Origin of the sequence: Paraburkholderia oxyphila NBRC 105797 (genome assembly GCF_000685075.1) — a bacterium.
GTDB classification, from domain to species: domain Bacteria; phylum Pseudomonadota; class Gammaproteobacteria; order Burkholderiales; family Burkholderiaceae; genus Paraburkholderia; species Paraburkholderia oxyphila.
In genome coordinates this window covers 37,916-63,694 of sequence record NZ_BAYD01000015.1, presented here as the reverse complement: position 1 = coordinate 63,694, position 25,779 = coordinate 37,916, and the positions used below count along the sequence as shown (strand labels likewise).

Annotated in this window: 19 protein-coding genes; 15 read left to right on the top strand and 4 right to left on the bottom strand. The window is 67.3% G+C overall.

Annotated elements, in window-relative coordinates; all coding sequences use genetic code 11:
• Positions 1 to 7 precede the first annotated feature (7 nt).
• The gene (prpR, locus tag BO1_RS50830) at positions 8 to 2,116 is read right to left on the bottom strand and encodes a propionate catabolism operon regulatory protein PrpR (RefSeq protein ID WP_043284738.1); all 2,109 of its coding nucleotides are present in this window, start codon (positions 2,114 to 2,116) and stop codon (positions 8 to 10) included.
• 197 nt (positions 2,117 to 2,313) lie between these two features.
• Between prpR and prpB the strand changes: the two genes are divergently transcribed.
• The 7 genes from prpB (at position 2,314) to BO1_RS13050 (ending at position 9,572) form a co-directional block, all read left to right on the top strand.
• Positions 2,314 to 3,204, top strand: a complete 891-nt coding sequence (prpB, locus tag BO1_RS13080) for a methylisocitrate lyase (protein WP_028217950.1) — start codon at positions 2,314 to 2,316, stop codon at positions 3,202 to 3,204.
• 38 nt (positions 3,205 to 3,242) lie between these two features.
• Entirely contained in the window at positions 3,243 to 4,409 is a 1,167-nt protein-coding gene (gene prpC / locus BO1_RS13075) for a bifunctional 2-methylcitrate synthase/citrate synthase (protein WP_028217949.1), read from the top strand.
• A gap of 150 nt (positions 4,410 to 4,559) precedes the next feature.
• Positions 4,560 to 7,154: a Fe/S-dependent 2-methylisocitrate dehydratase AcnD gene (acnD, locus tag BO1_RS13070; protein ID WP_028217948.1), complete on the top strand. Its 2,595-nt coding sequence runs from the start codon at positions 4,560 to 4,562 to the stop codon at positions 7,152 to 7,154.
• 56 nt (positions 7,155 to 7,210) lie between these two features.
• Complete coding sequence (locus BO1_RS13065; protein ID WP_028217947.1) at positions 7,211 to 7,609, top strand: endonuclease domain-containing protein; 399 nt, start codon at positions 7,211 to 7,213, stop codon at positions 7,607 to 7,609.
• Between the two features lie 21 nt (positions 7,610 to 7,630).
• Complete coding sequence (prpF, locus tag BO1_RS13060) at positions 7,631 to 8,821, top strand: 2-methylaconitate cis-trans isomerase PrpF (RefSeq protein ID WP_028217946.1); 1,191 nt, start codon at positions 7,631 to 7,633, stop codon at positions 8,819 to 8,821.
• A 185-nt stretch (positions 8,822 to 9,006) separates the two neighbouring features.
• Complete coding sequence (locus BO1_RS13055) at positions 9,007 to 9,204, top strand: type II toxin-antitoxin system VapB family antitoxin (protein WP_028217945.1); 198 nt, start codon at positions 9,007 to 9,009, stop codon at positions 9,202 to 9,204.
• On the top strand, positions 9,201 to 9,572 hold the full coding sequence (locus tag BO1_RS13050) for a type II toxin-antitoxin system VapC family toxin (protein ID WP_028217944.1): 372 nt from the start codon (positions 9,201 to 9,203) through the stop codon (positions 9,570 to 9,572). Before BO1_RS13055 ends, BO1_RS13050 begins: the two co-directional genes overlap by 4 nt.
• Positions 9,573 to 9,611: 39 nt before the next feature.
• On the opposite strand, the gene BO1_RS13045 is transcribed toward BO1_RS13050, so the two are convergent.
• Positions 9,612 to 10,514, bottom strand: a complete 903-nt coding sequence (locus BO1_RS13045; protein ID WP_084687924.1) for a peptidoglycan DD-metalloendopeptidase family protein — start codon at positions 10,512 to 10,514, stop codon at positions 9,612 to 9,614.
• A gap of 822 nt (positions 10,515 to 11,336) precedes the next feature.
• Here BO1_RS13045 and BO1_RS13040 point away from each other — a divergent pair.
• The gene (locus BO1_RS13040) at positions 11,337 to 12,437 is read left to right on the top strand and encodes an OpgC domain-containing protein (RefSeq protein ID WP_028217942.1); all 1,101 of its coding nucleotides are present in this window, start codon (positions 11,337 to 11,339) and stop codon (positions 12,435 to 12,437) included.
• 201 nt (positions 12,438 to 12,638) lie between these two features.
• Positions 12,639 to 13,493: an alpha/beta hydrolase gene (locus BO1_RS13035; RefSeq protein WP_028217941.1), complete on the top strand. Its 855-nt coding sequence runs from the start codon at positions 12,639 to 12,641 to the stop codon at positions 13,491 to 13,493.
• 132 nt (positions 13,494 to 13,625) lie between these two features.
• On the opposite strand, the gene BO1_RS13030 is transcribed toward BO1_RS13035, so the two are convergent.
• Positions 13,626 to 14,693 carry an AI-2E family transporter gene (locus tag BO1_RS13030; RefSeq protein ID WP_028217940.1) on the bottom strand — a complete coding sequence of 356 codons (1,068 nt, stop codon included), beginning with the start codon at positions 14,691 to 14,693 and terminating at the stop codon, positions 13,626 to 13,628.
• A 481-nt stretch (positions 14,694 to 15,174) separates the two neighbouring features.
• Here BO1_RS13030 and BO1_RS13025 point away from each other — a divergent pair, with 481 nt between their 5' ends.
• The 3 genes from BO1_RS13025 (at position 15,175) to BO1_RS50825 (ending at position 20,211) form a co-directional block, all read left to right on the top strand.
• On the top strand, positions 15,175 to 15,483 hold the full coding sequence (locus BO1_RS13025; RefSeq protein ID WP_028217939.1) for a DUF3331 domain-containing protein: 309 nt from the start codon (positions 15,175 to 15,177) through the stop codon (positions 15,481 to 15,483).
• A 186-nt stretch (positions 15,484 to 15,669) separates the two neighbouring features.
• The gene (locus tag BO1_RS13020; protein ID WP_028217938.1) at positions 15,670 to 18,225 is read left to right on the top strand and encodes an adenosylcobalamin-dependent ribonucleoside-diphosphate reductase; all 2,556 of its coding nucleotides are present in this window, start codon (positions 15,670 to 15,672) and stop codon (positions 18,223 to 18,225) included.
• A 96-nt stretch (positions 18,226 to 18,321) separates the two neighbouring features.
• Entirely contained in the window at positions 18,322 to 20,211 is a 1,890-nt protein-coding gene (locus BO1_RS50825; protein ID WP_052409441.1) for a putative bifunctional diguanylate cyclase/phosphodiesterase, read from the top strand.
• 52 nt (positions 20,212 to 20,263) lie between these two features.
• Here the strand turns inward: BO1_RS50825 and BO1_RS13010 are convergent, their stop codons facing one another.
• A complete protein-coding gene (locus tag BO1_RS13010; RefSeq protein ID WP_028217937.1) occupies positions 20,264 to 21,154 on the bottom strand; it encodes a LysR family transcriptional regulator in 891 nt (296 codons plus the stop codon).
• A 186-nt stretch (positions 21,155 to 21,340) separates the two neighbouring features.
• Here BO1_RS13010 and BO1_RS13005 point away from each other — a divergent pair, with 186 nt between their 5' ends.
• The 3 genes from BO1_RS13005 (at position 21,341) to BO1_RS12995 (ending at position 25,728) form a co-directional block, all read left to right on the top strand.
• Positions 21,341 to 23,101, top strand: coding sequence for an acyl-CoA dehydrogenase family protein (locus BO1_RS13005; protein WP_028217936.1), 1,761 nt, complete (start codon positions 21,341 to 21,343; stop codon positions 23,099 to 23,101).
• A gap of 10 nt (positions 23,102 to 23,111) precedes the next feature.
• The gene (locus BO1_RS13000; RefSeq protein WP_043284689.1) at positions 23,112 to 24,332 is read left to right on the top strand and encodes a CaiB/BaiF CoA transferase family protein; all 1,221 of its coding nucleotides are present in this window, start codon (positions 23,112 to 23,114) and stop codon (positions 24,330 to 24,332) included.
• A gap of 91 nt (positions 24,333 to 24,423) precedes the next feature.
• Complete coding sequence (locus BO1_RS12995; protein ID WP_028217934.1) at positions 24,424 to 25,728, top strand: MFS transporter; 1,305 nt, start codon at positions 24,424 to 24,426, stop codon at positions 25,726 to 25,728.
• The last annotated feature ends 51 nt before the right edge of the window (positions 25,729 to 25,779 follow it).

Sequence of the window (25,779 nt, the reverse complement as noted above, 5' to 3'; positions counted from 1 at the left end):
TTGCGCATCATGCTTCGCGCGCCGGTTTGCGCCGCGCAGGCACGTCGCCTCCCCCATCTCCAGCGTTTCCACCGTTTGCGTGGTTGGTGCGCGGTTTTGCCTTGGCGGCGTTCAAGCGCCGCCACAGCGTCGTCTTGCTGATGCCGAGCTGCGCGCACACGCGGTCGCGGTCGCCGCCGTGCGCTTCGAGCGCCGCGCGGATCTCGTCGGCTTCCACCGTCAGGCTGCGTTCGCGCAAGGTAAGCGGCTGATCGGCCACATCAACCCCATCAGTCCAATCGGCTGCCTCGTCCTGTAACGCCTCGACGGCCCTCGCAGCGCCCGCGCGCGCCGCGCCGCCACGGCGCTCGAACACCTCCGGCGCAATCGCGCGCAACACCTCGGGCGTGAGCACGTCCACGTCCGAATCCGCGAGCTCCACCACCATCCGCTCCACCACGTTCTGCAGTTCGCGCACGTTGCCGGGCCAGCCGTGACGCGCGAGCGCCTCGCCCACGGGCGCCAGCGCGCGCATGGCGTCGTCCTGCGTGCGGATGCGCAGCGCCACGCGCGGCTCGCGGCGCGCCGACTGCAGCAGCAGTTCGGCCGCGAGCGGCACGATGTCGGCGCCGCGCTCGCGCAGCGGCGGAATCGCCAGATTCAGGATGTTCAGACGATAGAACAGGTCCGCGCGGAATTCGCCCGACTCGATCTGCTCGGTCAGCGCGCGGTGCGTGGCCGCCACTACGCGCACGTCCACGCGCGTGGGCTCGGTTGCGCCCAACCGCACCACTTCGCGCTCCTGCAGCACGCGCAAGAGGCGGCTTTGCAGCGGCAGCGGCATCTCGCCGATCTCGTCGAGAAAGAGCGTGCCGCGGTGCGCCGCCTCGATCAGCCCGACCTTGCCGCCGCGCCGCGCGCCCGTGAACGCGCCTTCCTCGTAGCCGAACAGCTCGCTCTCCAGCAGCGCCTCGGGAAACGCGCCGCAGTTGATCGCCACGAACGGGAAATCGCGCCGCGCGCTCTCGCGATGGATGCCCTGCGCGACCATCTCCTTGCCGGTACCGCTTTCGCCGCGGATCAGCACGGTGGCGTCCGAGCGGGCATAGCGCTGCGCGAGCTGGCGCACGCGCGCGATGCCCGTCGTCGCGCCGCTCAGGTCGCCCAGCCGGTAGCGCGCGACGAACTGCTGGGTGCGCTGGCGCGAGCGCAAGGTGCGGTCGAGGCGCTCCACCGCGCGCGACTCCTGAAACGTGAGCACGGCGCCCGTGGTCACGCCGTTGTCGACGAGCGGCCCGCGGTGCACGACGTAGCTCACGCCGCGTACGGTTTCGAGCGATTCGCCGTCGGCGTCGGGCAGCGTGAAGGCGATGTCGGGCGCGAGGTCTTCGAGCAAGCGGCCCGCAGCAGCAGCCGGGTCGATGCCGAGCACGGCGGCGAGACGCTGGTTGATCGCCTCCACGCGCCCGTTCGCGTCGAGCGCCACCACGCCGTCGCGCAGATGCTGCAGCACACTGTCCAGACGCTGGCGCCGCTGCGTTTCGCGCCACGTGGCCTGCACGACTTCGAGCGCGTTGTCGAAGGCCGCGCGCACCGAGGAGCGCGAATAGACGAAGAACGGCGCGAGCCCGAGCCGCGCCGCGAGGTCGTTCACGTGCCCCGGGCCCACCACCGCGCCCACGCCCCGGTCGCGCAGGTCCAGCACGCAGGCCTCGGCGTCCTGCACGGTGCGATACGAGGCGAACACCACGTCCAGACCATAGGCGCTCGCGAAGCGCCGCACTTCGGAGGGCGTCTCGCCATAGGTCACGAGCGCGACGAGGTCGGCCTCGCGGCGCGCGCGGGCGAGCGCCTGCATCACGTCGAAACCGGTAGGCTGCACGAGCACGACCGGCAGGTCGATGCGCGCCTTCAGGTAGGTGCCGTTCGAGCCCGCCGCCACGACCACGTCGGGCCGCTGGTTCGGCGGCGCGGCGGCGATTTCGGCGGCGGCTTCCTCGAAACCGCGCGGAACCACGCGCAGATCGGCCAGGCCGTCGTATTCGCCGGCGATGTCGCGGAACAAGTCGCGCAGGCGGCTGATGCCCATGGCCCAGACGCGCGGGCGGAATTCGGAGGCGGAAGGAAAGCGGTTCATGGGATGCTGGCTCGGCATTTCATCGACATTTCATTATCGCGCCTGAATTTCAAATTTGAAATCGCAATTTCATACTGGAAATCAGGGAAGGAAGCGCGCCCAAGTCTATCCGGCGCAAAATCAACGGATTAGCGAGCTCGTTATGAGCTGGCACGGTATCTGCAATATCAGCGCCGTTCCTTCGGAGACTCGCACATATGAACACGAAATCCCCCGCAAGCGCCGGCGCGAAATTCCGCGCGGCCGTGGCCGCCGAACAACCGCTGCAGGTCGTGGGCGCCATCACCGCCTATGCCGCCAAGCTCGCCGAGCAGACCGGCTTCAAGGTCGTGTACCTCTCGGGCGGCGGCGTGGCCGCGAACTCGCTCGGCGTGCCGGACCTCGGCATCAGCACCATGGACGACGTGCTGATCGACGCGCGCCGCATCACCGACGCCGTGGACATCCCGCTGATGGTCGACATCGACACGGGCTGGGGCGGCGCCTTCAACATCGCGCGCACGATCAAGTCGTTCATCAAGGCGGGCGTCGCGGCCGTGCACCTCGAAGACCAGGTGGGCCAGAAGCGCTGCGGCCATCGCCCGGGCAAGGAAGTCGTCGCCAAGGACGAGATGGTTGACCGCGTGAAGGCGGCCGTGGACGCGCGCACCGACGACGGCTTCGTGATCATGGCGCGCACCGACGCGGCCGCCGTGGAAGGCATCGACGCGGCCATCGAGCGCGCGGTCGCCTACGTGGAAGCGGGCGCCGACATGATCTTCCCCGAAGCCATGAAGACGCTCGACGACTACCGCCGCTTCCGCGCTGCGGTAAAGGTGCCGATCCTCGCGAACCTGACCGAGTTCGGCTCGACGCCGTTCTTCACGACCGAAGAGCTGAAGAGCGCCAACGTGGACATCGCGCTCTACTGCTGCGGCGCGTACCGCGCGATGAACGCGGCGGCGCTGAACTTCTACGAGACGGTCAAGCGCGACGGCACCCAGAAAGCCGCCGTCTCGACGATGCAAACGCGCGAGGACCTCTACAAGTACCTCGGCTATCACGCGTACGAAGACAAGCTCGACGCGCTCTTCGCCGCGAAGAAGTAACTGCACCCCATTCAGGACATTAGAGAGAGGAAGACACCATGAGCGAAACCGACAACACCACGCAGGCCGCAGGCGGCTTCAAGCCGAAGAAGTCTGTCGCGCTGTCCGGCGTGGCGGCGGGCAACACCGCGCTGTGCACCGTGGGCCGCACCGGCAACGACCTGCACTACCGCGGCTACGACATTCTCGATCTCGCGACCGCGTGCGAGTTCGAGGAAGTCGCCTACCTGCTGGTGCACGGCAAGCTGCCGAACACGGCCGAGCTGGCCGCCTACAAGACCAGGCTGAAGGCGCTGCGCGGCCTGCCCGCGAACGTGAAGGCGGCCCTCGAATGGGTGCCGGCCTCGGCGCACCCGATGGATGTGATGCGCACCGGCGTTTCGGTGCTTGGCACCGTGCTGCCGGAGAAGGACGACCACAACCTGCCCGGCGCGCGCGATATCGCCGACCGCCTGATGGCCTCGCTCGGCTCGATGCTGCTGTACTGGTATCACTACTCGCACAACGGCAAGCGCATCGAAGTGGAAACCGACGACGACTCGATCGGCGGCCACTTCCTGCACCTGCTGCATGGCCGCGAGCCGTCGAAGTCGTGGGTCGACGCGATGCATGTTTCGCTGAACCTCTACGCGGAGCACGAGTTCAACGCCTCGACCTTCACGGGCCGCGTGATCGCGGGCACGGGCTCGGACATCTACTCGGCGATCACGGGTGCGATCGGCGCGCTGCGCGGTCCGAAGCACGGCGGCGCGAACGAAGTCGCGTTCGAGATCCAGTCGCGCTACGAGACGCCGGACGAGGCCGAAGCGGACATCCGCCGCCGCGTGGAAGCGAAGGAAGTCGTGATCGGCTTCGGCCACCCGGTCTACACGATCTCGGACCCGCGCAACAAGGTCATCAAGGAAGTCGCGAAGAAGCTCTCGAAGGAGCAGTCGAACCTGAAGCTGTTCGACATCGCCGAGCGCCTCGAGTCGACGATGTGGGAAGTCAAGAAGATGTTCCCGAACCTCGACTGGTTCAGCGCCGTCTCGTATCACATGATGGGCGTGCCGACGGCTATGTTCACGCCGCTCTTCGTGATCTCGCGCACGGCAGGCTGGAGCGCGCACATCATCGAGCAGCGCATCGACAACAAGATCATCCGCCCGAGCGCCAATTACACGGGTCCGGAGAATCTGAAGTTCGCGCCGATCGGCAAGCGCTGATCGTTCAACGTTAGCCATACGGCTAATGGGTAACGGAGGTGATGCGTCGTACAGTGACGGCATCGCCTCCGTCGACCGGAGCTAGCGCGCAAGCACTTCGCGCCAGTCCCCTGCAACACCCCGCTTACAACCTCATTGGTCCCCACAGCCGTGAATACCGCCTACCGCAAGCCCCTTCCCGGCACCCGGCTCGATTACTTCGACGCGCGCGAAGCCGTCGAGGCAATCCAGCCCGGCGCCTGGGACACGTTGCCGTACACCTCGCGCGTGCTCGCCGAAAACCTCGTGCGCCGCTGCGACCCGGCTACGCTCACCGATTCGCTCAAGCAGCTCATCGAGCGCAAGCGCGAACTCGACTTCCCATGGTTCCCCGCACGCGTCGTGTGCCATGACATCCTCGGCCAGACCGCGCTCGTGGATCTCGCCGGCCTGCGCGATGCCATCGCGGATCAAGGCGGCGACCCCGCCAAGGTGAATCCGGTCGTACCGGTGCAGCTGATCGTCGATCACTCGCTCGCCGTGGAATGCGGCGGCTTCGACCCGGACGCGTTCAAGAAGAACCGTGCGATTGAAGACCGGCGCAACGAGGACCGCTTCGACTTCATCAACTGGACGAAGAAAGCGTTCAAGAATGTCGACGTCATTCCTCCGGGCAACGGCATCATGCACCAGATCAATCTGGAGAAGATGTCGCCCGTGATCCAGGCGCGCGACGGTGTGGCGTTCCCCGACACCTGCGTGGGCACGGACAGTCACACGCCACACGTGGATGCGCTCGGCGTGATCGCCATCGGCGTGGGCGGCCTCGAAGCCGAAAACGTCATGCTCGGCCGCGCCTCGTGGATGCGTCTGCCCGACATCGTCGGCGTGGAGCTCACGGGTAAGCGCCAGCCCGGCATCACCGCCACCGACATCGTGCTCGCCCTCACCGAGTTCCTGCGCAAGGAAAAGGTCGTGGGCGCGTATCTGGAGTTCCGCGGCGAAGGCGCGTCGAGCCTCACGCTCGGCGACCGTGCCACGATCTCGAACATGGCGCCCGAATACGGCGCCACGGCAGCGATGTTCTTCATCGACAACCAGACGCTCGACTATCTGCGCCTCACGGGCCGCGAGGAAGAGCAGGTCAAGCTGGTCGAAACGTATGCAAAGACCGCGGGCCTCTGGGCCGATACGCTCGCGAACGCGCAGTACGAGCGCACGCTCAAGTTCGATCTCTCGAGCGTCGTGCGCAACATGGCCGGCCCGTCGAACCCGCACAAGCGCCTGCCTACCTCGGCGCTGGCCGAGCGCGGCATCGCGGGCAAGTGGGAAGAAACGCCGGGGCAAATGCCCGACGGCGCGGTCATCATCGCTGCCATTACGAGCTGCACGAACACCAGCAACCCGCGCAACGTGATCGCCGCCGCGCTGCTCGCGCGCAACGCGAACGCGCGCGGCCTCACGCGCAAGCCGTGGGTGAAGAGCTCGCTCGCGCCGGGGTCGAAGGCCGTCGAGCTTTATCTCGAAGAGGCCAACCTGCTGCCGGATCTGGAAAAGCTCGGCTTCGGCATCGTGGCGTTCGCTTGCACCACCTGTAACGGCATGTCGGGCGCGCTCGATCCGAAGATCCAGCAGGAGATCATCGACCGCGACCTGTACGCGACCGCCGTGCTCTCGGGCAACCGCAACTTCGACGGCCGCATCCATCCGTACGCGAAGCAGGCGTTCCTCGCCTCGCCGCCGCTCGTGGTCGCCTATGCGATTGCAGGCACGATCCGCTTCGACATCGAACAGGACTCGCTCGGCACGGACCAGGACGGCAAGCCGGTGTACCTGAAGGACATCTGGCCGAGCGACGAGGAAATCGACGCCATCGTTGCGCAGAGCGTGAAGCCCGAGCAGTTCCGCAAGGTCTACGAACCGATGTTCGCGGTTACGGCCGCCAGCGGCGAGACCACGGACCCGCTCTACGACTGGCGCGCGCAAAGCACCTATATCCGCCGTCCGCCGTACTGGGAAGGCGCGCTCGCGGGCGAGCGCACGTTGCAGGGCCTGCGCCCGCTCGCCGTGCTCGGCGACAACATCACGACCGACCACCTCTCGCCCTCCAACGCCATCATGGCGAACAGCGCGGCGGGCGAGTACCTCGCGAAGATGGGCCTGCCCGAAGAGGATTTCAACTCGTACGCGACGCACCGCGGCGACCACCTCACGGCGCAGCGCGCGACGTTTGCGAACCCCACGCTCATCAACGAGATGGCGGTGGTGGACGGCGCGGTGAAGAAGGGATCGCTCGCGCGCATCGAGCCGGAAGGCAAGGTCACGCGCATGTGGGAAGCCATCGAGACCTACATGGAGCGCAAGCAGCCGCTGATCATCATTGCGGGTGCGGACTACGGCCAGGGCTCGTCGCGCGACTGGGCGGCCAAGGGCGTGCGCCTTGCGGGTGTGGAGGTGATCGTGGCGGAAGGCTTCGAGCGCATTCACCGCACGAACCTGATCGGCATGGGCGTGCTGCCGCTGGAGTTCAAGGCTGGCACGAACCGCACGACGCTCGGCATCGACGGCACGGAAACGTATGACGTGATCGGCGAGCGCACACCGCGCGCCGACTTGACGCTCGTGATTCACCGCAAGAACGGCGAGCGCGTGGCGGTACCGGTCACTTGCCGCCTCGACACGGCCGAAGAAGTCTCGATCTACGAAGCGGGCGGCGTGCTGCAACGCTTCGCACAGGACTTCCTCGAGTCGTCGCAGGCAGCATGACCAAATAGCCCCTCTCCCCTTGAGGGAGAGGGGTTGGGGAGAGGGGGAGGAGGACGATGGTGGCCGCACCACATCAAATCCAGTTCGCCAGGTTTCTGCGTAAAAACATGACGGACGCGGAACAACTACTATGGCGCCACCTCCGTGCGCATCGCCTGTGCGGCCAGAAGTTCCGCAGGCAACAGCCTATCGGCCCCTATATCGTGGACTTCGTGCATTTCGGTGCACGTCTGGTCATCGAGGCCGATGGCGGGCAGCACAACGGCAGCGCCGACGACGCGGCGCGCGATGCCTGGTTGCAGAGCCGGGGCTTCACCGTACTGCGCTTCTGGAACGACGAGATATTGCTGAACATCGAAGTGGTGCTCGAGGTGATCGTTGGGGAAGTCGCGAAAGGTGCCGCCTCCCCCCTCTCCCCCTGCCCCTCTCCCTCAAGGGAGAGGGGAGTTCGTTGACTTCATCGACATGGGATTCTCATGAGTCATATACCCCAGATCAAAATCCCCGCTACCTATATGCGCGGGGGCACCAGTAAAGGCGTGTTCTTCCGCCTGCAGGATCTGCCCGAAGCCGCGCAAACGCCCGGCGTTGCGCGCGACAAGCTGCTCATGCGCGTCATCGGCAGCCCCGACCCGTACGGCAAGCAAATCGACGGCATGGGCGGCGCCACGTCCAGCACCAGCAAAACCGTGATCGTCGCGAAGAGCAGCCGGCCCGGTCATGACGTCGACTATCTGTTCGGCCAGGTCGCCATCGACAAGGCCTTCGTCGACTGGAGCGGCAACTGCGGCAATCTCTCCGCGGCCGTGGGCCCGTTCGCGATCAGCGGCGGCCTGATCGACGCGAGCCGCATTCCCGAGAACGGCGTCTTCACCGTGCGCATCTGGCAGGCCAACATCGGCAAGACCATCGTCGCGCACGTGCCCATCACGAACGGCCAGGTGCAGGAAACCGGCGACTTCGAACTCGACGGCGTGACCTTCCCCGCCGCCGAAGTGCAGCTCGAATTCCTCGACCCCGCCGCCGAAGAAGAAGGCGCGGGCGGCGCGATGTTCCCCACCGGCCAGCTCGTCGACGACCTCGAAGTGCCGGGCGTCGGCACACTGAAGGCCACGATGATCAACGCGGGCATCCCGACGATCTTCGTGAACGCCGAGGCCATCGGCTACACGGGCACGGAGCTGCAAGACGCAATCAACAGCGACGCCGAGGCGCTGAAGAAGTTCGAGACCATCCGCGCGCACGGCGCGCTGCGCATGGGCCTGATCAAGAACCTCGACGAGATCGCCACGCGCCAGCACACGCCGAAGATCGCCTTTGTCGCGAAACCTGTGGGCTATACGGCGTCGAGCGGCAAGCGCGTGGAAGCCGGCGACGTCGATCTGCTGGTGCGCGCGATGTCGATGGGCAAGCTTCATCACGCCATGATGGGCACGGCGGCCGTGGCGATCGGCACGGCGGCGGCCATTCCGGGCACGCTCGTGAATCTCGCGGCAGGCGGCGGCGAGCGCAACGCAGTGCGTTTCGGGCATCCGTCGGGCACGCTGCGCGTGGGCGCCGAGGCGCGTCAGGAAGGCGGTGAATGGACGGTCACGAAGGCCATCATGAGCCGTAGCGCGCGCGTGCTGATGGAGGGATCGGTGCGGGTGCCGGGGGATTCGTTTTAAGAAGCGGTTTTAAGAAGCACGCTGCCTGCGCTGATTTAAAAGACGCCCTGATGCTGCGATGCATCAGGGCGTTTTTGCTCTACGCCAGTGCTTTTGCAGCTAAACAATCGGACCGGTCATGGACACATCGAAATGCACATCAATCGATGCTATATTTTATGCCTGTACATTGAGGGGTAACCATCATGCGCACCACCATCGCTCTCGACGACGACTTGATCGCCAAAGCCCAGGCCTATACCGGTCTGGAAGAAAAGACAGCGCTCGTGCGCGAAGCCCTCAAAGCCCTGATCCAGCGCGAGGCCGCGCGACGGCTTGCGAACCTTGGCGGCAGTCAGCCCGGCATCGTGGCAGCGCCACGCCGTCGGACGGATGTCGAATGATTCTCGTCGACACATCGGTCTGGATCGACCATTTCAACGCCACCGATCCCCTGCTGAAAGGCCTGCTCGCAGACGAGCGCGTGCTTGCACATGCTTATGTAATCGGGGAAATCTCGCTTGGCAGCCTGCGCGAGCGCGAGCTCGTCCTTGGCGCGCTGCGCGACTTGCCAGCCGTGCCCGTCGCCACGCCGGAAGAGACGTTCTATCTGATCGAACAAGCGCAGTTGTTCAATCGCGGCATTGGCTACGTGGATACCAGTCTGCTTGCGTCCGCCCGCCTGCAGCCGGGCGTCGCGATCTGGACGCGAGACAAGCGGCTCGGAAAGGTTGCGGGCGAGCTCGGCCTCGCCGCGCAAATCGGACAATAGAAACGCGACGCCCTTGCGCCGCGATCGGAAACGACGCGCTCAACCCTGCGGCGACGCCGGCAAATACGGCATCGGATCGACAGGCTTGCCGTCGCGGCGCACCTCGAACAGCACCGCCACGCGGTCGTTGTTCTCGCTGCCCATCTCCGCGATCTGCTGGCCCTGGTGGACCACGTCGCCCGTCTTCACGAGCAGACGCCGGTTGTGCGAGTAGGCGGTCAGGAAGTCCTTGTTGTGCTGGACGATGATCAGGCTGCCGTACTCGTTCAGGCCCGTGCCCGCGTACATGACCTTGCCGTCGGCTGCGGCGATCACCGGGTCGCCAGCCTTGCCCGCGATCTCGATGCCGCGCGTCGTGCCCGGCTCGAACGGCTCCACGACGCGGCCCTGCGCCGGCCAGACCAGCGCCACACTGCGCGCATGGCGCTTGACCTCGGCCGCGACCTCGCGGCCTTCCGCTGCGTCCGCCGCCGGACTCGCTGCGGCATTCGTGCCGCCTGCCTGAGCAGGCGCAGCGGCTTGCACCGTGATCGTCTGCTTCGAGACGAGCCTGAGCGACTGGCCGGCCCGCACATGGCTGGTGGGCTTGATGCCGTTCCATGCCGCCAGTTCCTTGACCGAAACCTTGTGGTTCGCCGCGATGCGCAGCAGCGAATCGCCGCGGCGCACACGCACCCAGGTGGTTTTCGTGACGACGCGCGTGACCGGCGCGCTAGCGGCCTGTTGCTGGCTCGCCGCGGCACCGGTTGCCGTTGCAGCGGCACCCGAGGCCGGGCTTACAGCCGCCGACGGGTCGGGCTGCGGCTGCGAAGGCGCCGGCTGCTGCTGGCCAACGTTTGCGCAAGCGCCCAGCAATGCGGCCAGGCCGAGGCCTGCGAGGCGCTGCCACAAGCGGCGCGTCAGCAGACTGTTGGCGCGCGGATCTGAACGATCCTCAAACATGATTGTTAATCTCCTGTCGACCAGAGTGGGCGCTTTAGCGCCTTACTCTGGTCCCATGCTTCGCGGTCGATCGGAGTCGCCGGACACTCCACAGCAGGCAAAGTGGCCAGGTCTGCAGCGTCAAATCGCGCTCCCACCCCACTCGCCGGCCTGAACACTCGCGTCCGCCCCACTTCCATCTGCATTCAAAATGCGCGCTTTGTCCGATAAAATCGGCCACTGTCGCGCAAAAATCGAGGCGGCAATTCCGCTTCTATCTTGAAAACAGTCTGGCATTGTAAAGCGCAATTCACATATCTCAGGCAGGCAACAACACTCTGATACAAATCTTAAAAAGATGCGCCATCTTCTCGCCTGCGCGGCCGGAAACAGCGCGAGATCCAGCCCTCATTTCTTGACATATCGGCGCGCTGAACCAGAACTTAAGTCGCGGCACCCGCTGAAAGCCATTTGAAACTCATGTAGTATTGCGGCCGTCAAGCGTAAGACCCGGCCCGTGGGAACCTTGGCGTGCCAGTACAGGTCACTCCTGAGCCGCCGTTGTCCTCGTCGCTGATTGCCGGGCCTTTGACTCCACGTGCCGCTCCGGCCTTGCGCAGGAGGCGGTGCTATCGCGGCCCCGGCGCTTGCGTCACATGGGCTTGAACCGTTGCTGCGCAACGGCTGCCCGAGCGGCAAGCCGAGGCAGTTGCCGTCGTCGAGCATCGCGCTCAGGCAACCTGCCGCCGCAGCGACCTTTTTTGCACGCGCCAGCGCGGCCGTGCGCGCCACCCGGCCGTTTCCGGCTTACTCGGCGCGCCACGTCCGGTTGACGCCGGAGCCATGTCACAGTCATCCAATCGTCTCGTCGAACTCGACTTCTTTCGTGGCCTTGTCCTGTTGATCATCGTCGTCGACCACATCGGCGGCAGCATCGTCTCGCGCGTGACGTTGCACGCCTACGCGCTGTGCGACGCCGCCGAAGTGTTCGTATTCCTCGGCGGCTTCGCCACGGCCACCGCCTGGGCCGCGCTCTGCGCGCGCCGCACCGAGGCCGCCGCGCGTCAGCGCTTCATCAAGCGCGCGTTCGAGATCTACCGCGCCTTCGTGATCACCGCGCTGCTCATGCTGCTCGTGACGGCGGTCCTGGTCGCCTGCAACGTCGACGCGCCGAACCTCGCCACCACCGATCTCGACGACCTCACGCTCGCCCCCGCCGCGGCGCTGCGCGACATCGTGCTACTGCGCCGCCAGCCGTACCTCGCTGGCGTGCTGCCGATGTACGCGTGCTTCGCGCTGGCCGCGCCGCTCGCCTTGCCGCTCGCGCGCACGCGGCCGTGGCTGCTGGCCGCGATCAGCCTCGCGCTGTGGGGCATCGCCCCGCACCTCACGCCGTGGCTGCCGCACGTGGCCGACGTCAACTGGGACTTCAATCCGTTCGGCTGGCAATTGCTGTTCGTGGCCGGCGTGATCGCGCAGACGCAGCCGGTGTTCCAAAGCGTCACCGCGCAGCGCAAGCTCGGCGGCTTCGTGACGGCGCTCGCGCTCGCCATCGTCGCGGGGGCCGCCATCTACCGCCTGCATCTGGGCAACACCGCGCTCGATGGCGAATTCAAGCGCAATCTCGCCTGGTTCCGCGCGATCAACTTCTTCGGCGTGGCCTGGCTGACCGCGCATGTGATCCGGCTCGGCTGGGCGAAGAAGCTCGCCGCCGCCCTGCCGTGGGTGGGACTGGTGGGTCGCAAGGGGCTGCTCTCGTTCGTGGCCGGTGCGGTCATCTCGCTGACGGTCGACTCGCTGCTCTACTGGTACACCGACGGCTATCTGAACGTGCCACTCGGCCTCGCCGCCGACGCCTTCGCGCTCACCGCGCTGCTTCTGGTTGCGCGCGCATCCGATCCGCTCAAGCGTCTGTTGCCCACACGCGCGAAGGTGTCGGCCTGAGTGGATCGGACCGGCGACAACGCAAAGGTCCGTCCGTTTCGCAGGCACGCAGGCGTCACAGACGCAACCTCGCGGCCCCGCGCGCGGTTTTTTCCGGACCCGTGCCTGCGCCGCTCGCCGCCCGGCTTCCGGCACGCACGGGCCACTGCTAGCATGATGACCCCGCGCCGCTGACGCGCCCTCCTGACCGGCTCTCCTGCCATGCGCAGACACCCTCGCACCGCGCTGTTCGCGGCCCTCGCGACATTCACCACGCTCTTCACCTTCGCCGCCCCCGCCGCGGCCAGCACGGTCGCGCTGCACAGCTTCCACGCAACGGCGCTCGGCCGCGACTGGCCGTACGCGGTCTACCTGCCCACCGGCTATCGCACCGACGCGGCGCGCTATCCGGTGCTCTATCTCCTGCACGGCAACAATGGCGATGCGATGGACTGGGTCACGCAAGGCGACCTGCAGAGCACCGTCGATACGCTGATCGCCCGCCGCGAGATCCCCCCGGTCGTGATCGTGATGCCGCAAGGCGGCACAAACTGGTACGTCGACCGCAAGGAAAAGATGGAGACGGCCTTCTTTGCCGACCTCATACCGGAGGTCCAATCGCATTTCGCTGTCGAGGACGAGCGCGGCACGCGCGCGATCGGCGGCGTCTCCATGGGCGGTTTCGGCGCCCTTCGCTATACGCTCGAACACCCCGAGATGTTCTGCGGCACCTTCCTGCTCTCGCCGGCGATCTACTCGGGCGACCCGCCACTGTCTTCATCGGCGCGGCGCGTGGGCGTGTTCGGCGAGCACCAGTTCGATCCGCATGTCTGGCGCGCGCTCAACTATCCGGCGCTCTGGAGCGGCTATTTCGGACGGCCCTGGCGCGTGCCGATCTTCATCGCCTCGGGCGACGACGACCTCGTGATCCAGGCCGAATCGTCGCTGCTCTACACGCGCCTGCGCGAGGCGGGCAACCCCGCGGCACTGCGCATCGTCGATGGCGGCCACGTCTGGCCCGTCTGGCGCGAGCTGCTGCCCGCCGCGCTCAAGTACACGCTCGCCTGCGTGCGCTAAGAGCCGCGCGGCGTCCGTGGGAACCGTGCTCGGCTCAAAGCCGGGCGCTGCCCATGAAAGCCGCACGACGTCCCTTAAAGCCGCCGGGCGTCCCGGGGAGCCCAATGCGCCCACAGGCCCGAAGCGCCGGCGTCACTCCGCCCAGTTCACCCACAGCACCATCAGCACGGTCATGAGCGCCGGGCCGATGAAGATGCCGATCAGCCCAAAGGTCGCCGCGCCGCCGAGGATGCCGAACAGCACGAGCAGGAAGGGCAGGCGCGTCGAGTTGCCGATCAGCACGGGCCGCACGAAGTGCTCGGCGACGAACACCACCACGAAGCCCCACACCACGAGCGCCGCGGCTCCGATGACCGAACCTTGCACGACGAGCCAAAGCGCCGCGCCGCAGAACACGACGGGCGCGCAGAACGGCAGCATCGCCGCGATGGCGGTGACGGTGCCGAGCAGCGCCGCATGCGGCACGCCGGTGAACATGTAGGCGATGCCGAGCAGCACGCCCTCGCCCAGCCCGACAACCACGAGCCCCGTAACCGTCGCCCGCACGGCGGAGGCCATGCGCTGCAGCAGCTGCGCGCCATCCGCGCCGAACGCGCGGCGCGCGCCGCGCATCACGGTGCCGGAGAGCCTCGGCCCCGCCTGCAAGATCACGAACAGCGTGACGAGCATGAAGCCGAAGGTCATCGTCGCATGCAGGGCGCGCGCGCCGAAATGCCGCCCGAACGACACGAGGGTGTCGCCGTGCAGGCTCTTCATCGCGGGCGAGGCCTTGAGCGGCTGCGCGAGATTGGTCTGCCACCAGGCGCTCAGCGAGTGGCTGCCCACCGGCAGTTGCGAGACAAAGTCGGGCACCGGCACGCCGTTCTCCTGGGCCGCGCGCACCCACAGATAGAGCTCGTGTGCCTCGCCGCCCGCCTGGATCGCCGTGACCGCGATCGGCAGCACGACGAGCAGCGCGATGGCCAGCGTGAGCAGCGTGGCGATCCACGTGGTGCGGCACTTGAACCAGCGGTGGCGCTCGATGGCCTGATAGGCCGGCCACAGCACGATGGCGACCACGCACGCCCAGGCCACGGCAGGCAGGAACTCGCGCACGACCCACAGCGCGAGCAGGACGAGCGCGGCGAACAACGCGGCGGAGGCGAAGCGCTGGATTTTTTGCTCGTTTGCGGAGTTGGGAGCAGGCGGGCGATGAATCATGTAACCTCGTGAAAATTCGACAAAACGGCTCGTGCGGTGCAGCAAATCGGGCCCCGCAAGCAGACGCCGGCAGCCGGGTCTCCATGTAGCCGAGCCTGCAGGCATCCGAACGCGAGGCGCGCCGGCATGGCGCAAAGCCAGCCCCGGACCAGTCGCCAGGCCGCCAGCATACGGGCGGCGCACCGAAAACGCGAATCGCCAGCCGCCGCCTCAGGCCGCTTTTCATCTGATTCGTGCCGGCTCCCGGCGTTCCAACCCCACCCCTCCAGGCCGATTTTCGTGTCGCGCTTTGCACAACACTGCGTTGCACAAATCCGGCATGTCGCACCTTGATCGCCCGCAAACCCCCATTCCTTCGTTAATCGCATAGTGTCGCAGGGGGATTGTTGTCGTTTGTGGAATGGTGTTTCAACGGCGACACAATGGCACTTGGCGGCGCACAGGAATACAGTCCGGGCAAACCCCACTTACGGAGCCGACAATGAGAAAGAAGGCGTGTCTTGCGCTTGACGGAGCCAACGGTGAACGCATCGAAATCCTCGAACAAACGGATTCAGCGCTCGTGATCCGCTGGGTCGAACCCGGCCGCTGCCACTATGGCGAACAACGCTGGCGCCGGCGCTCGGCGCACACCTCGGGCACCTGCGCCGTCTCGCGCCGCAAGATCCGCCGCGGCGACGCCGTGTTCAAGCCGGCCGAACGGCCGGCGCCGCTCAATGCCTCGGTGATGATCGCAGCGGAAGTGTTCGGCGACCTCGTCGCCAATGTGCCTTTCAGCGAAGCGGCCTGACTGCGTTCCGCCTCCCCGCGACGTGCTGTCAGATACACGACCGCCGCCGCTGCGGTAAGGTTGCAGAAGATGGCGCCGGCCGCGCACCTCTTGCGCGAGCGGCGCTTCGTCCCGCAACCGCCGCCACGCCTCTCGCACCCGTCATCTCTCGTCCAGCGAGCGCGCGGCGCCCCGAGAGGCCCGGCCATGGCTGAAGACACGTCCCCGCTCCCGTTCCCCGCGCAGTCCTTCTCGCTCGACGTGATGCTCGAAAAGTACGCCAAGGGCGACGAGCAAAGCGCGGACGACATCTACCGCCGCGTCGCCCACGGCGTCGCGCAGGCCGAGCCGCCCGCGCTGCGCGCCGAGGTGGAGGCGCGCTTCGTCGACAACCTGCGCCACGGCGCATTGGGCGCGGGCCGCATCATGAGCGCGGCGGGCGCCGGCATCGAGGCCACGCTCATCAACTGCTTCGTGCAGCCGGTGGGCGACAGCATCCAGGGCGTGGACGACGAAGGCCGCCCCGGCATCTACGTCGCGCTGTTGCAGGCCGCCGAGACCATGCGGCGCGGCGGTGGCGTCGGCTACAACTTTTCGGCCATCCGTCCGCGCGGCGCGCACGTCAAATCGACGGGATCGAGCGCCTCCGGGCCGTGCAGCTACATCGACGTGTTCGATGCCTCATGCCGCACCGTGGAGAGCGCGGGCTCGCGGCGCGGCGCGCAGATGGCCGTGCTCGACTGCGATCACCCCGACCTGCCCGAGTTCATCGAGGCCAAGCATTCGAAGGGACGCTGGAACAACTTCAACGTCTCGGTGGCGGTGACCGACGCGTTCATGCGCGCCGTCGAGAACGATGAAATCTGGCCGCTCGTGCATCGCGCCGAGCCCTCGCCCGCGCTGCGCGCGGCAGGCGACCTCAAGCAGCGCGAGGACGGCCTGTGGGTCTACGCGGAAAAGCGCGCCCGCGCGCTGTGGGACACCATCATGCGCTCGACCTACGACATGGCCGAGCCCGGCGTGGTGTTCATCTCGCGCATGAACGAGGACAACAACCTGCGCGCGCTGGAGAGCATCCGCGCGACCAATCCGTGTGGCGAGCAGCCCCTGCCCGCCTATGGCTGCTGCAATCTCGGCCCGCTCGATCTCACGCGCTTCGTGCGCGAGCCGTTCGCGCAGTTGCGCGGCGGTAAGCCCGCGTTCGACTGGGACGAGCTCGCCGCGCGCACGGCCACCCAGGTGCGCTTTCTCGACGACGTGCTCGACGTCACGCTCTGGCCGCTGCCCGAGCAGCAGGCGGAAGCGGCCGCCAAGCGGCGCATCGGGGTGGGCTTCACGGGCCTCGGCGACACGCTCGTGATGCTCGGCATCCGCTACAACTCGGACGAAGGCTGCGCGTTCGGCGCGCGGGTGGGCCGCACGATGCGCGACGCGGCGTACCGCGCGTCGGTGGCGCTCGCGCGCGAGCGCGGCGCGTTCCCGCTCTTCGATGCGAACACCTATCTCGCGGCCGGCACCTTCGCCTCGCGCCTGCCCGAAGACCTGCAGGCCGAGATCCGCGCGCACGGCATCCGCAACAGCCACCTGCTCTCGATCGCGCCCACGGGCACCGTGAGCCTCGCCTTCGCCGACAACGCCTCGAACGGCATCGAGCCCGCGTTCTCGTGGACCTACCAGCGCACGCGCCGCATGGCGGACGGCAGCAACGAGACCTTCACGGTCGAGGACCACGCGTGGCGCGTCTATCGCGAGCTGGGCGGCGACGTCAATGCGCTGCCCGGGTATTTCGTGAGCGCGCTGCAGATGAGCGCACAAGAGCACGTGGCGATGATGGCGGCCGTGCAGCCGTTCGTGGACACCTCGATCTCGAAGACGGTGAACGTGCCCGCCGACTATCCGTTCGACGCGTTCGAGAACCTCTATCTCGACGCATGGCGGCGCGGGCTCAAGGGCCTCGCGACCTATCGACCCAACGAGACGCTCGGGGCGGTGCTGCAGACGCTGCCCGCCGCCGGCGACGCGCTCGACGACGCCCAGAGCGACGCCCTGCTCGACCCCTTGCGCGTGGCGATCGATCATCGGCCCAAGGGCGAGCTGCCGGCCGTGATCGAGAAGATCGAATACCTCACGCAGACGGGCAAGGTCTCGCTCTATGTGGCCGTGTCGTTCCTCGAAGTGACGGGCCAGGTGGGCGGCGAATCCATGACGATCGAGCGGCCCATCGAATTCTTCATTCCCATCGGCCAGCGCGACGAGTCGCAGCAATGGATCACGGCGACGATGCGCTCGCTCTCGCTCGCCGCGCGCGGCGGCTTCGTCGCGCGCAATCTGCAGGACTTGCGCAAGGTCTCATGGGACCGCGGCCAGGTGCGCTATGGCGAGACCCAGCGGCTCGACGGCAAGCGCACGCCGCTGTGGCACGACTCCGAGGTCGCGGCCATCGCCTATGCGATCCAGCAGATCCTGCACCGGCGCGGCTTTCTGGACGCCGAGGGGCGCCAGGTGCCGTCGCGGCTGCTCGCGCAGCGGCGCGCCGAGGGCGCCGCGCGCGCAGGCGCAAGTCCTGTTGGCGAAGTCGATGCCGCGACGCGCGCGGGCGAGCGCGTGCTCGACGGCCCCAACGCCCTGCCGGCCGACGCGGCGCTCGCGGCGCCCCACGCGATGCTCGGCCGCAAATGCGGCTCGTGCGGCGCGAACGCGGTGATCCGGCGCGACGGCTGCGACTTCTGCACCGCCTGCGGGGAGATCGGGACCTGCGGTTAGCGGGGAGTTGCTGCGGGTGTCAAACGTCTGGTGTTAGACCCACAGATAAATCTGGGCTACTCTCGTTGAATCATAAGACTTGACTGAGGAGACCCCGTGCTCACGTCCGCCCAGGCCGACAGGGCCTGGACCATCGGCCTTGTGCGGCGCATTTACGTGCTCAGGACCCTCGGCTACGCGATGGGCACGCTCCCCATGCTGTCCTTGCTGCACCTGCAGCAAGCGCCGGCGTGGCTCCTCGTGGGCGTGCCTGTCGTCTGCCTCGTCTGGCCGCATATCGCCTACCGGCTCGTGAGCCCTCCCCTTGGCGATGCGCCCCGCAAAGAGCAGTGGAACATGCTCGTCGATTCGGCCTTCGGCGGCTGGCTCATCGTGGCCGTTCGTTTCGAGCCCGTGGCGACCGTCGTGATCCTGTTGATGTTCGCGCTCGACAACATGGCGATCGGTGGATGGCCGCTCTTCGTCGCCGGGCTGGGCGCCAGCGCTGCCGGTCTGGTGGCTGGGGCGGCGACCTTTGGCATCGCCTTCTATCCGTTGAGCATGCGGGTCGCGCCGGTCTGGCTGCCGATCATCTTCGTCTATCCGCTACTGTTTGCCAAAACGGCGCATGACGTCTCGGTCAAGCTGCTCGACCGCTCGCGCCGCATGCGCGAGCTGAGCGAATGCGACAGCCTGACCGGGCTCGCGAATCGCGCGGCGGTCAGCGCAAAGTTGCAGGCCCTGCTCGCGGCCCCCGGCCGCAACGGCGAATCCGTCCATGTCGTTTTCCTCGACCTCGATGCCTTCAAGACCGTCAACGATGCGCTCGGGCACAGCGTCGGCGACCGGTTGCTCGTCGAAGTCGCCGAGCGTCTGCGTGCCTGCGCCCGCCCGGGCGACATCGTCGGGCGCTACGGCGGCGACGAGTTCATCGTCGTGGCGCCTGGCAGGCGGGGCGACACGGCGCGCTTCGATCTGCCCGACACCGTGCTCGCGGCAATGGCCGAGCCCGTGCTCGTCGACGGGCATGAGCTCCTGGTCAGCGCGAGCGTCGGCGTCAGTGTGTTTCCCATGGATGCCTGCGATGCGCAAACGCTGATTCCGTGCGCGGACATGGCCATGTACGCGGCCAAGAATCGCGGGCGCAATTGCTGGGAACGCTATCGGCCCGAGATGCGCGCGGACGCCGACGCGAAGCTCATCCTCTCGGCACGTCTCAGAAGAGCGATCGAAGACGGCATGCTGCGCCTGCATTACCAGCCGCAGGTCGACATGCGCAACGGCCAGGTGCTTGGCGTCGAAGCGCTCGTGCGCTGGTACGACGAGATTTACGGCGAGATCGCGCCGGCGGAGTTCGTCCCGATTGCGGAAAAGTCGGGTTTCGTCGCGAAGCTCGGCGAGTGGGTGCTCCAGGAGGCTTGCCGCCAGTCCGCCGTCTGGCGGCGCATGGGGATTGCGCCTGTGCGCATCGCGATCAATTTGTCGCCGCTGCAGTTGCAGCGCCCGAATATCGTGGAGACGTTTCAGGCCATCTTGCGCGAGACGGGTGTCGATCCGGCGAAACTCGAGCTCGAGGTCACCGAGACCGCGCTGATGCAGCAGCCCGACATCGCCGTGCGCCGCCTCAACGAGTTTCGCGGCGCCGGCATCAGCGTGTCGGTCGACGATTTCGGCATGGGCTACTCGAGCCTGAGCCAATTGCGGGCGCTGCCGGTCGATCGCATCAAGATCGACCGGGCATTCGTGCATCGGATCGAGGAAAGCGACACGGGGGCGATCGTGAAGGCGATCGTCACGCTGGCGAGGGCGCTGGGCTTGTCCGTCATCGCCGAAGGCGTCGAGACGCTCGCGCAGCAGGAGTTTCTGCTGGCGCTCGGCTGCGTGGAAGCGCAGGGCTTCCGCTTCAGCAAGCCGCTCGATGCCGAAAGCATCACGCGCGTGCTCGCCGATGGCGGTCCGCTGCCGTGGCCGTCGCATACAGCGCGCGGCGATCAGGTCATTGTCTGAGCCGCGCGCGGCACGGTCTGCTCATAGCGAGGCATGCCGATACGCCGGCTAACTATGGACCAACGCGCCCCTGCACTGCCAGATACTCCACGAACCCCTGCACGCTGGCGTCGGTCTCGCCAGCACGCACCAGCTTGAGCACCTGCGATTCATAAGGATTGCTTGCGAGTGGCCTGAACACCGCACGCTCGCCGCCCATGTTGCCGAGCGCGGCGGGCACGAGCGCGATGCCCATGCCGAACTCCACCATCGTCACGACGGTCTGCCACAGCCTCGCCTCGTGGCGGATCTGCGGACTGAAGCCGGCCTCCACGCAGGTCGCAATGATCTGATCGTGATAATGCGGCGACACCGAGCGCGGAAACAGAATGAACGGCTCGCGCGCGAGCGTGGCGAGCTCGATGCGCCTGCGCCGCGCGAAGCGGTGCCCCGCCGGCAGGCAGCAGAGAAACGGCTCGGAAAACAGCGGCTCGGAGTGCACCTCGGCCGGAAACCGCCCCCAGTGCGCGAAGCCCAGATCGATCTGCAAACGCTGCAGCGCATGAACCTGCTCGATGGTGTTCATCTCGCGCAGCACGACCTCCACGGCGGGGTGATCGGCCTCGAAACGCCGGACCGCCTCGGGCAGCCCGCGATAGAGCATCGAGTTCACGAAGCCGATGCGCAGCCGCCCCGCAAGCCCATGCGCCGAGCGCGCCGCAATGCGCCGCACCTCCTCGGCCTGCTCCAGTAGCCGCCGCGCCTCTTCGAGCAGCACGAAGCCCGCGTTCGTGAGCGCGACGGCCTTGTTGGTGCGCTCGAGCAGCTGCACGCCCAGTTGCTCTTCGAACTTGCGGATGTCGAAGCTCAGCGCGGGCTGCGAAATGAAGAGCCGCCGCGCCGCGCGCCCGAAGTGCAGCTCCTCGGCCACGGCCACGAAATAGCGCAATTGCTTGAGTTCCATCGCGGTGTCTCCATCCGGTTTTGTCGTCTGCCCAATGTCGTTATCGATAGATGCTGCTTATCGTACAGGACATCGTTTGTATTGGACCGTTATCGTCGCCGTGCCTAAGCTTGGCCTCTGTGCTGGGACCCATTGTCGCGCCTGAGCGCGCAGATCCGAACCAACCCTAAGGCTGGAGACACCCTCATGAGCGAACTTTCCACCGTCGCCGCGCAAGCCGACGGCTCGGCCAACATTCCCGACAGCCGCGGCATCAACTTCTTCACGAGCGACCCGGGTCTGGCCCCGCTGCTGCGCAGCTATCTCGGCGATGCGGCCTACGCCGCCATCGAGCCCCAGCTCGTCACCCTGGGCCAGCGCGCCTCGGACGAGCTCGACGCGCTGGCGCTCGTCGCCGACCACAATCCGCCCACGCTGAAGCAGCGCACGCGCCGCGGCGAGCCGCTCCAGAGCCTCGAAAAACATCCCGACTACGTCGCGCTCGAGCGCGTCGCCTACGCCGAGCTGGGCCTCGCGGCGATGAGCCATCGCGAGAATGCGCCCGCGCCGCTCGTGAAGTACGCGCTCACCTATCTGTTCGTGCAGGCGGAATTCGGCTTGTGCTGCCCCGTGAGCATGACCGACTCGCTCACGCGCACGCTGCGCCGCTTCGGCTCGCCCGAGCTCGTCGCGCGCTATCTGCCGATGCTCGCGTCGCAAGACTTCGACACGCTCTATCAGGGCGCGATGTTCATGACCGAGCAGGCCGCGGGCTCGGACGTCGCACGCATCGCCACGCGCGCGGTCCGCGAGCGCGGCGCGAACGGCGAAGACACATGGCGCCTCTATGGCGACAAGTGGTTCTGCTCGAACGCCGACGCCGATCTCGCGATGGTGCTCGCGCGCCCCGACGACGCGCCCCCGGGCATCAAAGGGCTCGCGCTCTTCCTGCTGCCGAAGACGCGGCCCGACGGCACGCGCAACAGCTATCGCATTGTGCGCCTCAAGGACAAGCTCGGCAGCCGCTCGATGGCGAGCGGCGAGATCGTGCTCGAAGGCGCGCAGGCATTTTTGATCGGCGAAGTGGGCCGCGGCTTCCATCAGATGGCGGACATGATCAACATGTCGCGTCTGTCGAACGGCGTGCGCGCGGCGGGCCTCATGCGCCGCGCGCTCACGGAAGCGCTGCACGTGGCGCGCCATCGCGAAGCGTTCGGCCGCAAGCTGATCGAGATGCCGCTGATGCAGCGCCAACTGCTCAAGATGATGCTGCCCGCCGAGCAGGCGCGCACGATGTTCATGCAGATCGCCACGCTGCTCGCGCGCGCCGACCGCGGCGATGAGCTGGCGGCGAAGTGCGTGCGCATCCTCACGCCGCTCATCAAGTTCCGCGCCTGCCGCGACGCGCGCCGCGTGACCGGCGACGCCATGGAAGTGCGCGGCGGCGTGGGCTATATCGAGGAATGGAGCGACCCGCGCCTCGTGCGCGACGCGCATCTGGGCTCGATCTGGGAAGGCACGAGCAACATCGTCGCGCTCGACGTCGCGCGCGCGGCCAAACGCGAAGGCGCGCTCGATGCGCTCGCGCGCTATGTGCGCGCGCAGCTCGCCGAAGCGAGCCTGCCCGAGGCGAGCGCGGCGCTTCTGCGCGCCGCCTTCGAACGCGCGGGCGCGGCGCTCGAAAGCGTGGCCGAATGCGGCCGCGACGAGTCGGTGCGCCAGGCCGCGAGCGCGCTCTATCACGCCACCACGGCCGCCTTCATGGCGTGCGAGGCCGCGCAAGTCTCGCGCGGCGCGCAGGACTACCGCCGCCTCGCACTCGCGCACCTGATCGTGCGCCACAAGCTGCTGCCGCGCGATCCGCTCGCGCTCGACGAACGCGACGCCGATGCCGCGCAACTGCGCGCGCTGGTCGACGAAGAGCCGCTGCCGCTCGCGGACGCGATGCAACTGCTGCCTGCACAGTGAGGCCCGAGCGATGAGCATTCATCAGACATCCGAAGCATCCGCATCGTCCACGGTCAACGGCGCGCTGCACGGCCTGCGCGTGATCGACCTGAGCCGCGTGCTCGGCGGCCCGTACTGCACGCAGGCACTCGCCGACCACGGCGCCGAAGTCATCAAGCTCGAGCCGCCCGTTGGCGACGAAACGCGCGGCTGGGGCCCGCCCTTTCTCGACGAAACGGCGTGGTACTACGTGGGCGTGAACCGCAACAAGCAAGGCATTGCCGTGGACCTGTCGCGCGACGAAGGCCGCGCGATTCTCTGGCAGCTGCTCGAAGGCGCCGACGTCCTCGTCGAGAATTTCAAGCCCGGCACGCTCGCACGCTGGGGCATGGATTACGAACGCGATCTCAAGCCGCGCTTTCCGCGCCTGATTCATTGCGCAATCTCCGGCTTCGGCCCTGACGGCCCGCTCGGCGGCCTGCCCGGCTACGACGCCGTGATCCAGGCGATGGCCGGCCTCATGAGCGTGAACGGCGAAAGCGACGGACCCGCGCTGCGCATCGGTCTGCCGATCGTCGACATGGTCACGGGCCTCAATGCGCTCGCGGGCATCCTGCTCGCGCTCGCGGAGCGCGAAAAGAGCGGCCAGGGCCAGTCGGTCGACATCGCGCTCTACGACTGCGGCGTCTCGCTGCTGCATCCACATCTGCCGAACTACTTCGGCAACGGACGCACGCCGCAGCGCAGCGGCAACGCGCATCCGAACATCGCGCCCTACGACAGCTACGCGACCGGCACCGCGCCCATCTTCCTCGCGGTGGGCAACGACCGGCAGTTCGCGAAGCTCTGCGCGCATCTGGGCGTGCCCGAACTCGCCGATGACCCGCGCTTTGCCGACAACCGCAACCGTTGCGCACACCGGCCCGAATTGAAGGCGGCGCTCGAAGCCCGGCTCGCGCAACACGAGTGCGATCCGCTCGCGCGCGACCTGATCGCCGCGGGCGTACCGTGCGGCCCCGTGCAGACGGTCGATGACGTAGTTGCCCATCCGCACACGCAGCATCGCCGCATGCTCGTGGAGATGGACGGCTATCGGGGCACGGGCGCGCCCGTCAAGCTCTCGCGCACCCCGGCCACCTATCGCACGCCGCCGCCCGCGCTCGGCGCCGACACGCGCGCAGTGCTCGACGCGCTCGGCATCGACGCCGCCACCCAGCAGAAGCTCTTCGATGCGGGGGTGGTGAAGGGATAAAGCGCTAACCGCAATCAGGACGCGACATCAACGGATAGAAGACCGGCCCGAGCCGGCTCGACCGCTTAAATGAAGGTTGAAGGAGACAAACATGACGAGCATTTCCGCGCGCCAGCCCGCGCGCGCTTCACTGGCCGCCTTCGTCGGCACGACGATCGAGTGGTACGACTTCTACATCTACGCCACGGCAGCGGCGCTCATCTTCGGCAAATTGTTCTTCCCGTCGAACGAGCCGTTCTACAGCACGCTCGCCTCGTTCGGCACCTTTGCCGTGGGCTTTTTCGCGCGGCCGCTCGGCGGGCTCGTGTTCGGACATCTGGGCGACCGCATCGGTCGCAAGAAGGCGCTGGTCGCGACGCTTTCGATCATGGGCGTGGGCACCGTGGGCATCGGCTTTCTGCCCACCTATGCCAGCGCGGGCGCACTCGCGCCGGCCCTGCTGGTCGCGCTACGTATCGCGCAGGGCATCGCCATCGGCGGCGAATGGGGCGGCGCGGTGTTGATGGCGGGCGAGCATGCGCCGAAGGAAAAGCGCACGTTCCTCGCCTCGTTCGCGCAACTGGGCAGTCCCGCGGGGCTGATCCTCGCGCTGCTCGCATTTCGCAGCGTCGCGCACCTGGACCACGCCGCGCTCTTTGCCTGGGGCTGGCGTCTGCCGTTCATCGCGAGCGCGGTGCTGCTCGTGGTGGGCCTGCTGATCCGCTCGGGCGTGAGCGAATCGCCCGAGTTCGAGGCGCTCAAGACCCAGCGCCGCACGGCCGCGCTGCCGATCCTCGAGGTGCTGCGCGACAGCTGGCGCGTCGTGCTGCTGTGCCTCGGCGCCAACGTGATCGGCGTGGCCGGCGCGTGGTTCGTCAACACCTTCATGCTCAACTACACGACGCAGACGCTCGGCCTCGACCGCGCGCTGATCCTCGACTGCCTGTTCGTCGTCGCGTTCATCCAGCTCTTCACGCAGCTCGCCTCGGGCTGGTTCGCGCAGCGCGTGGGCGCGGGCCGCTTCCTCACGCTCGCGGCGGCGCTTGCGATGCTCTCGCCCTGGCCGATGTTTGTGCTGGTTTCGACCGGCAAGCCGGCCGCTATCGTGATCGGCATTGCCATTGCCGTGATGTGCATGTCGAGCTCGTATGCGGTGATGGCGGGTTTCATGACCAACGCCTTCCCGGTGCGCGTGCGCTATTCGGCTATTTCGATCTCCTATCAATGTTGCGCGGCGCTTGCGGGCGGCCTCACGCCGCTGGTCGGCACGCTGCTCGCTCACGACTTCCCCGGGCAATGGTGGCCGCTGGCGCTCTTTTATAGTGCGCTTTCGGCCGTGTCGCTCGTGTGCATCGCGGTGCTGCAACGCAGGCAGCCGGCGGCGGCAACGGATGTGGCCATCGCGTTGGCCGAGTAAGGCGCGGAGAACGTGCGAACCGGGCGCGCATCACGAGCGCGCCACGGCCCG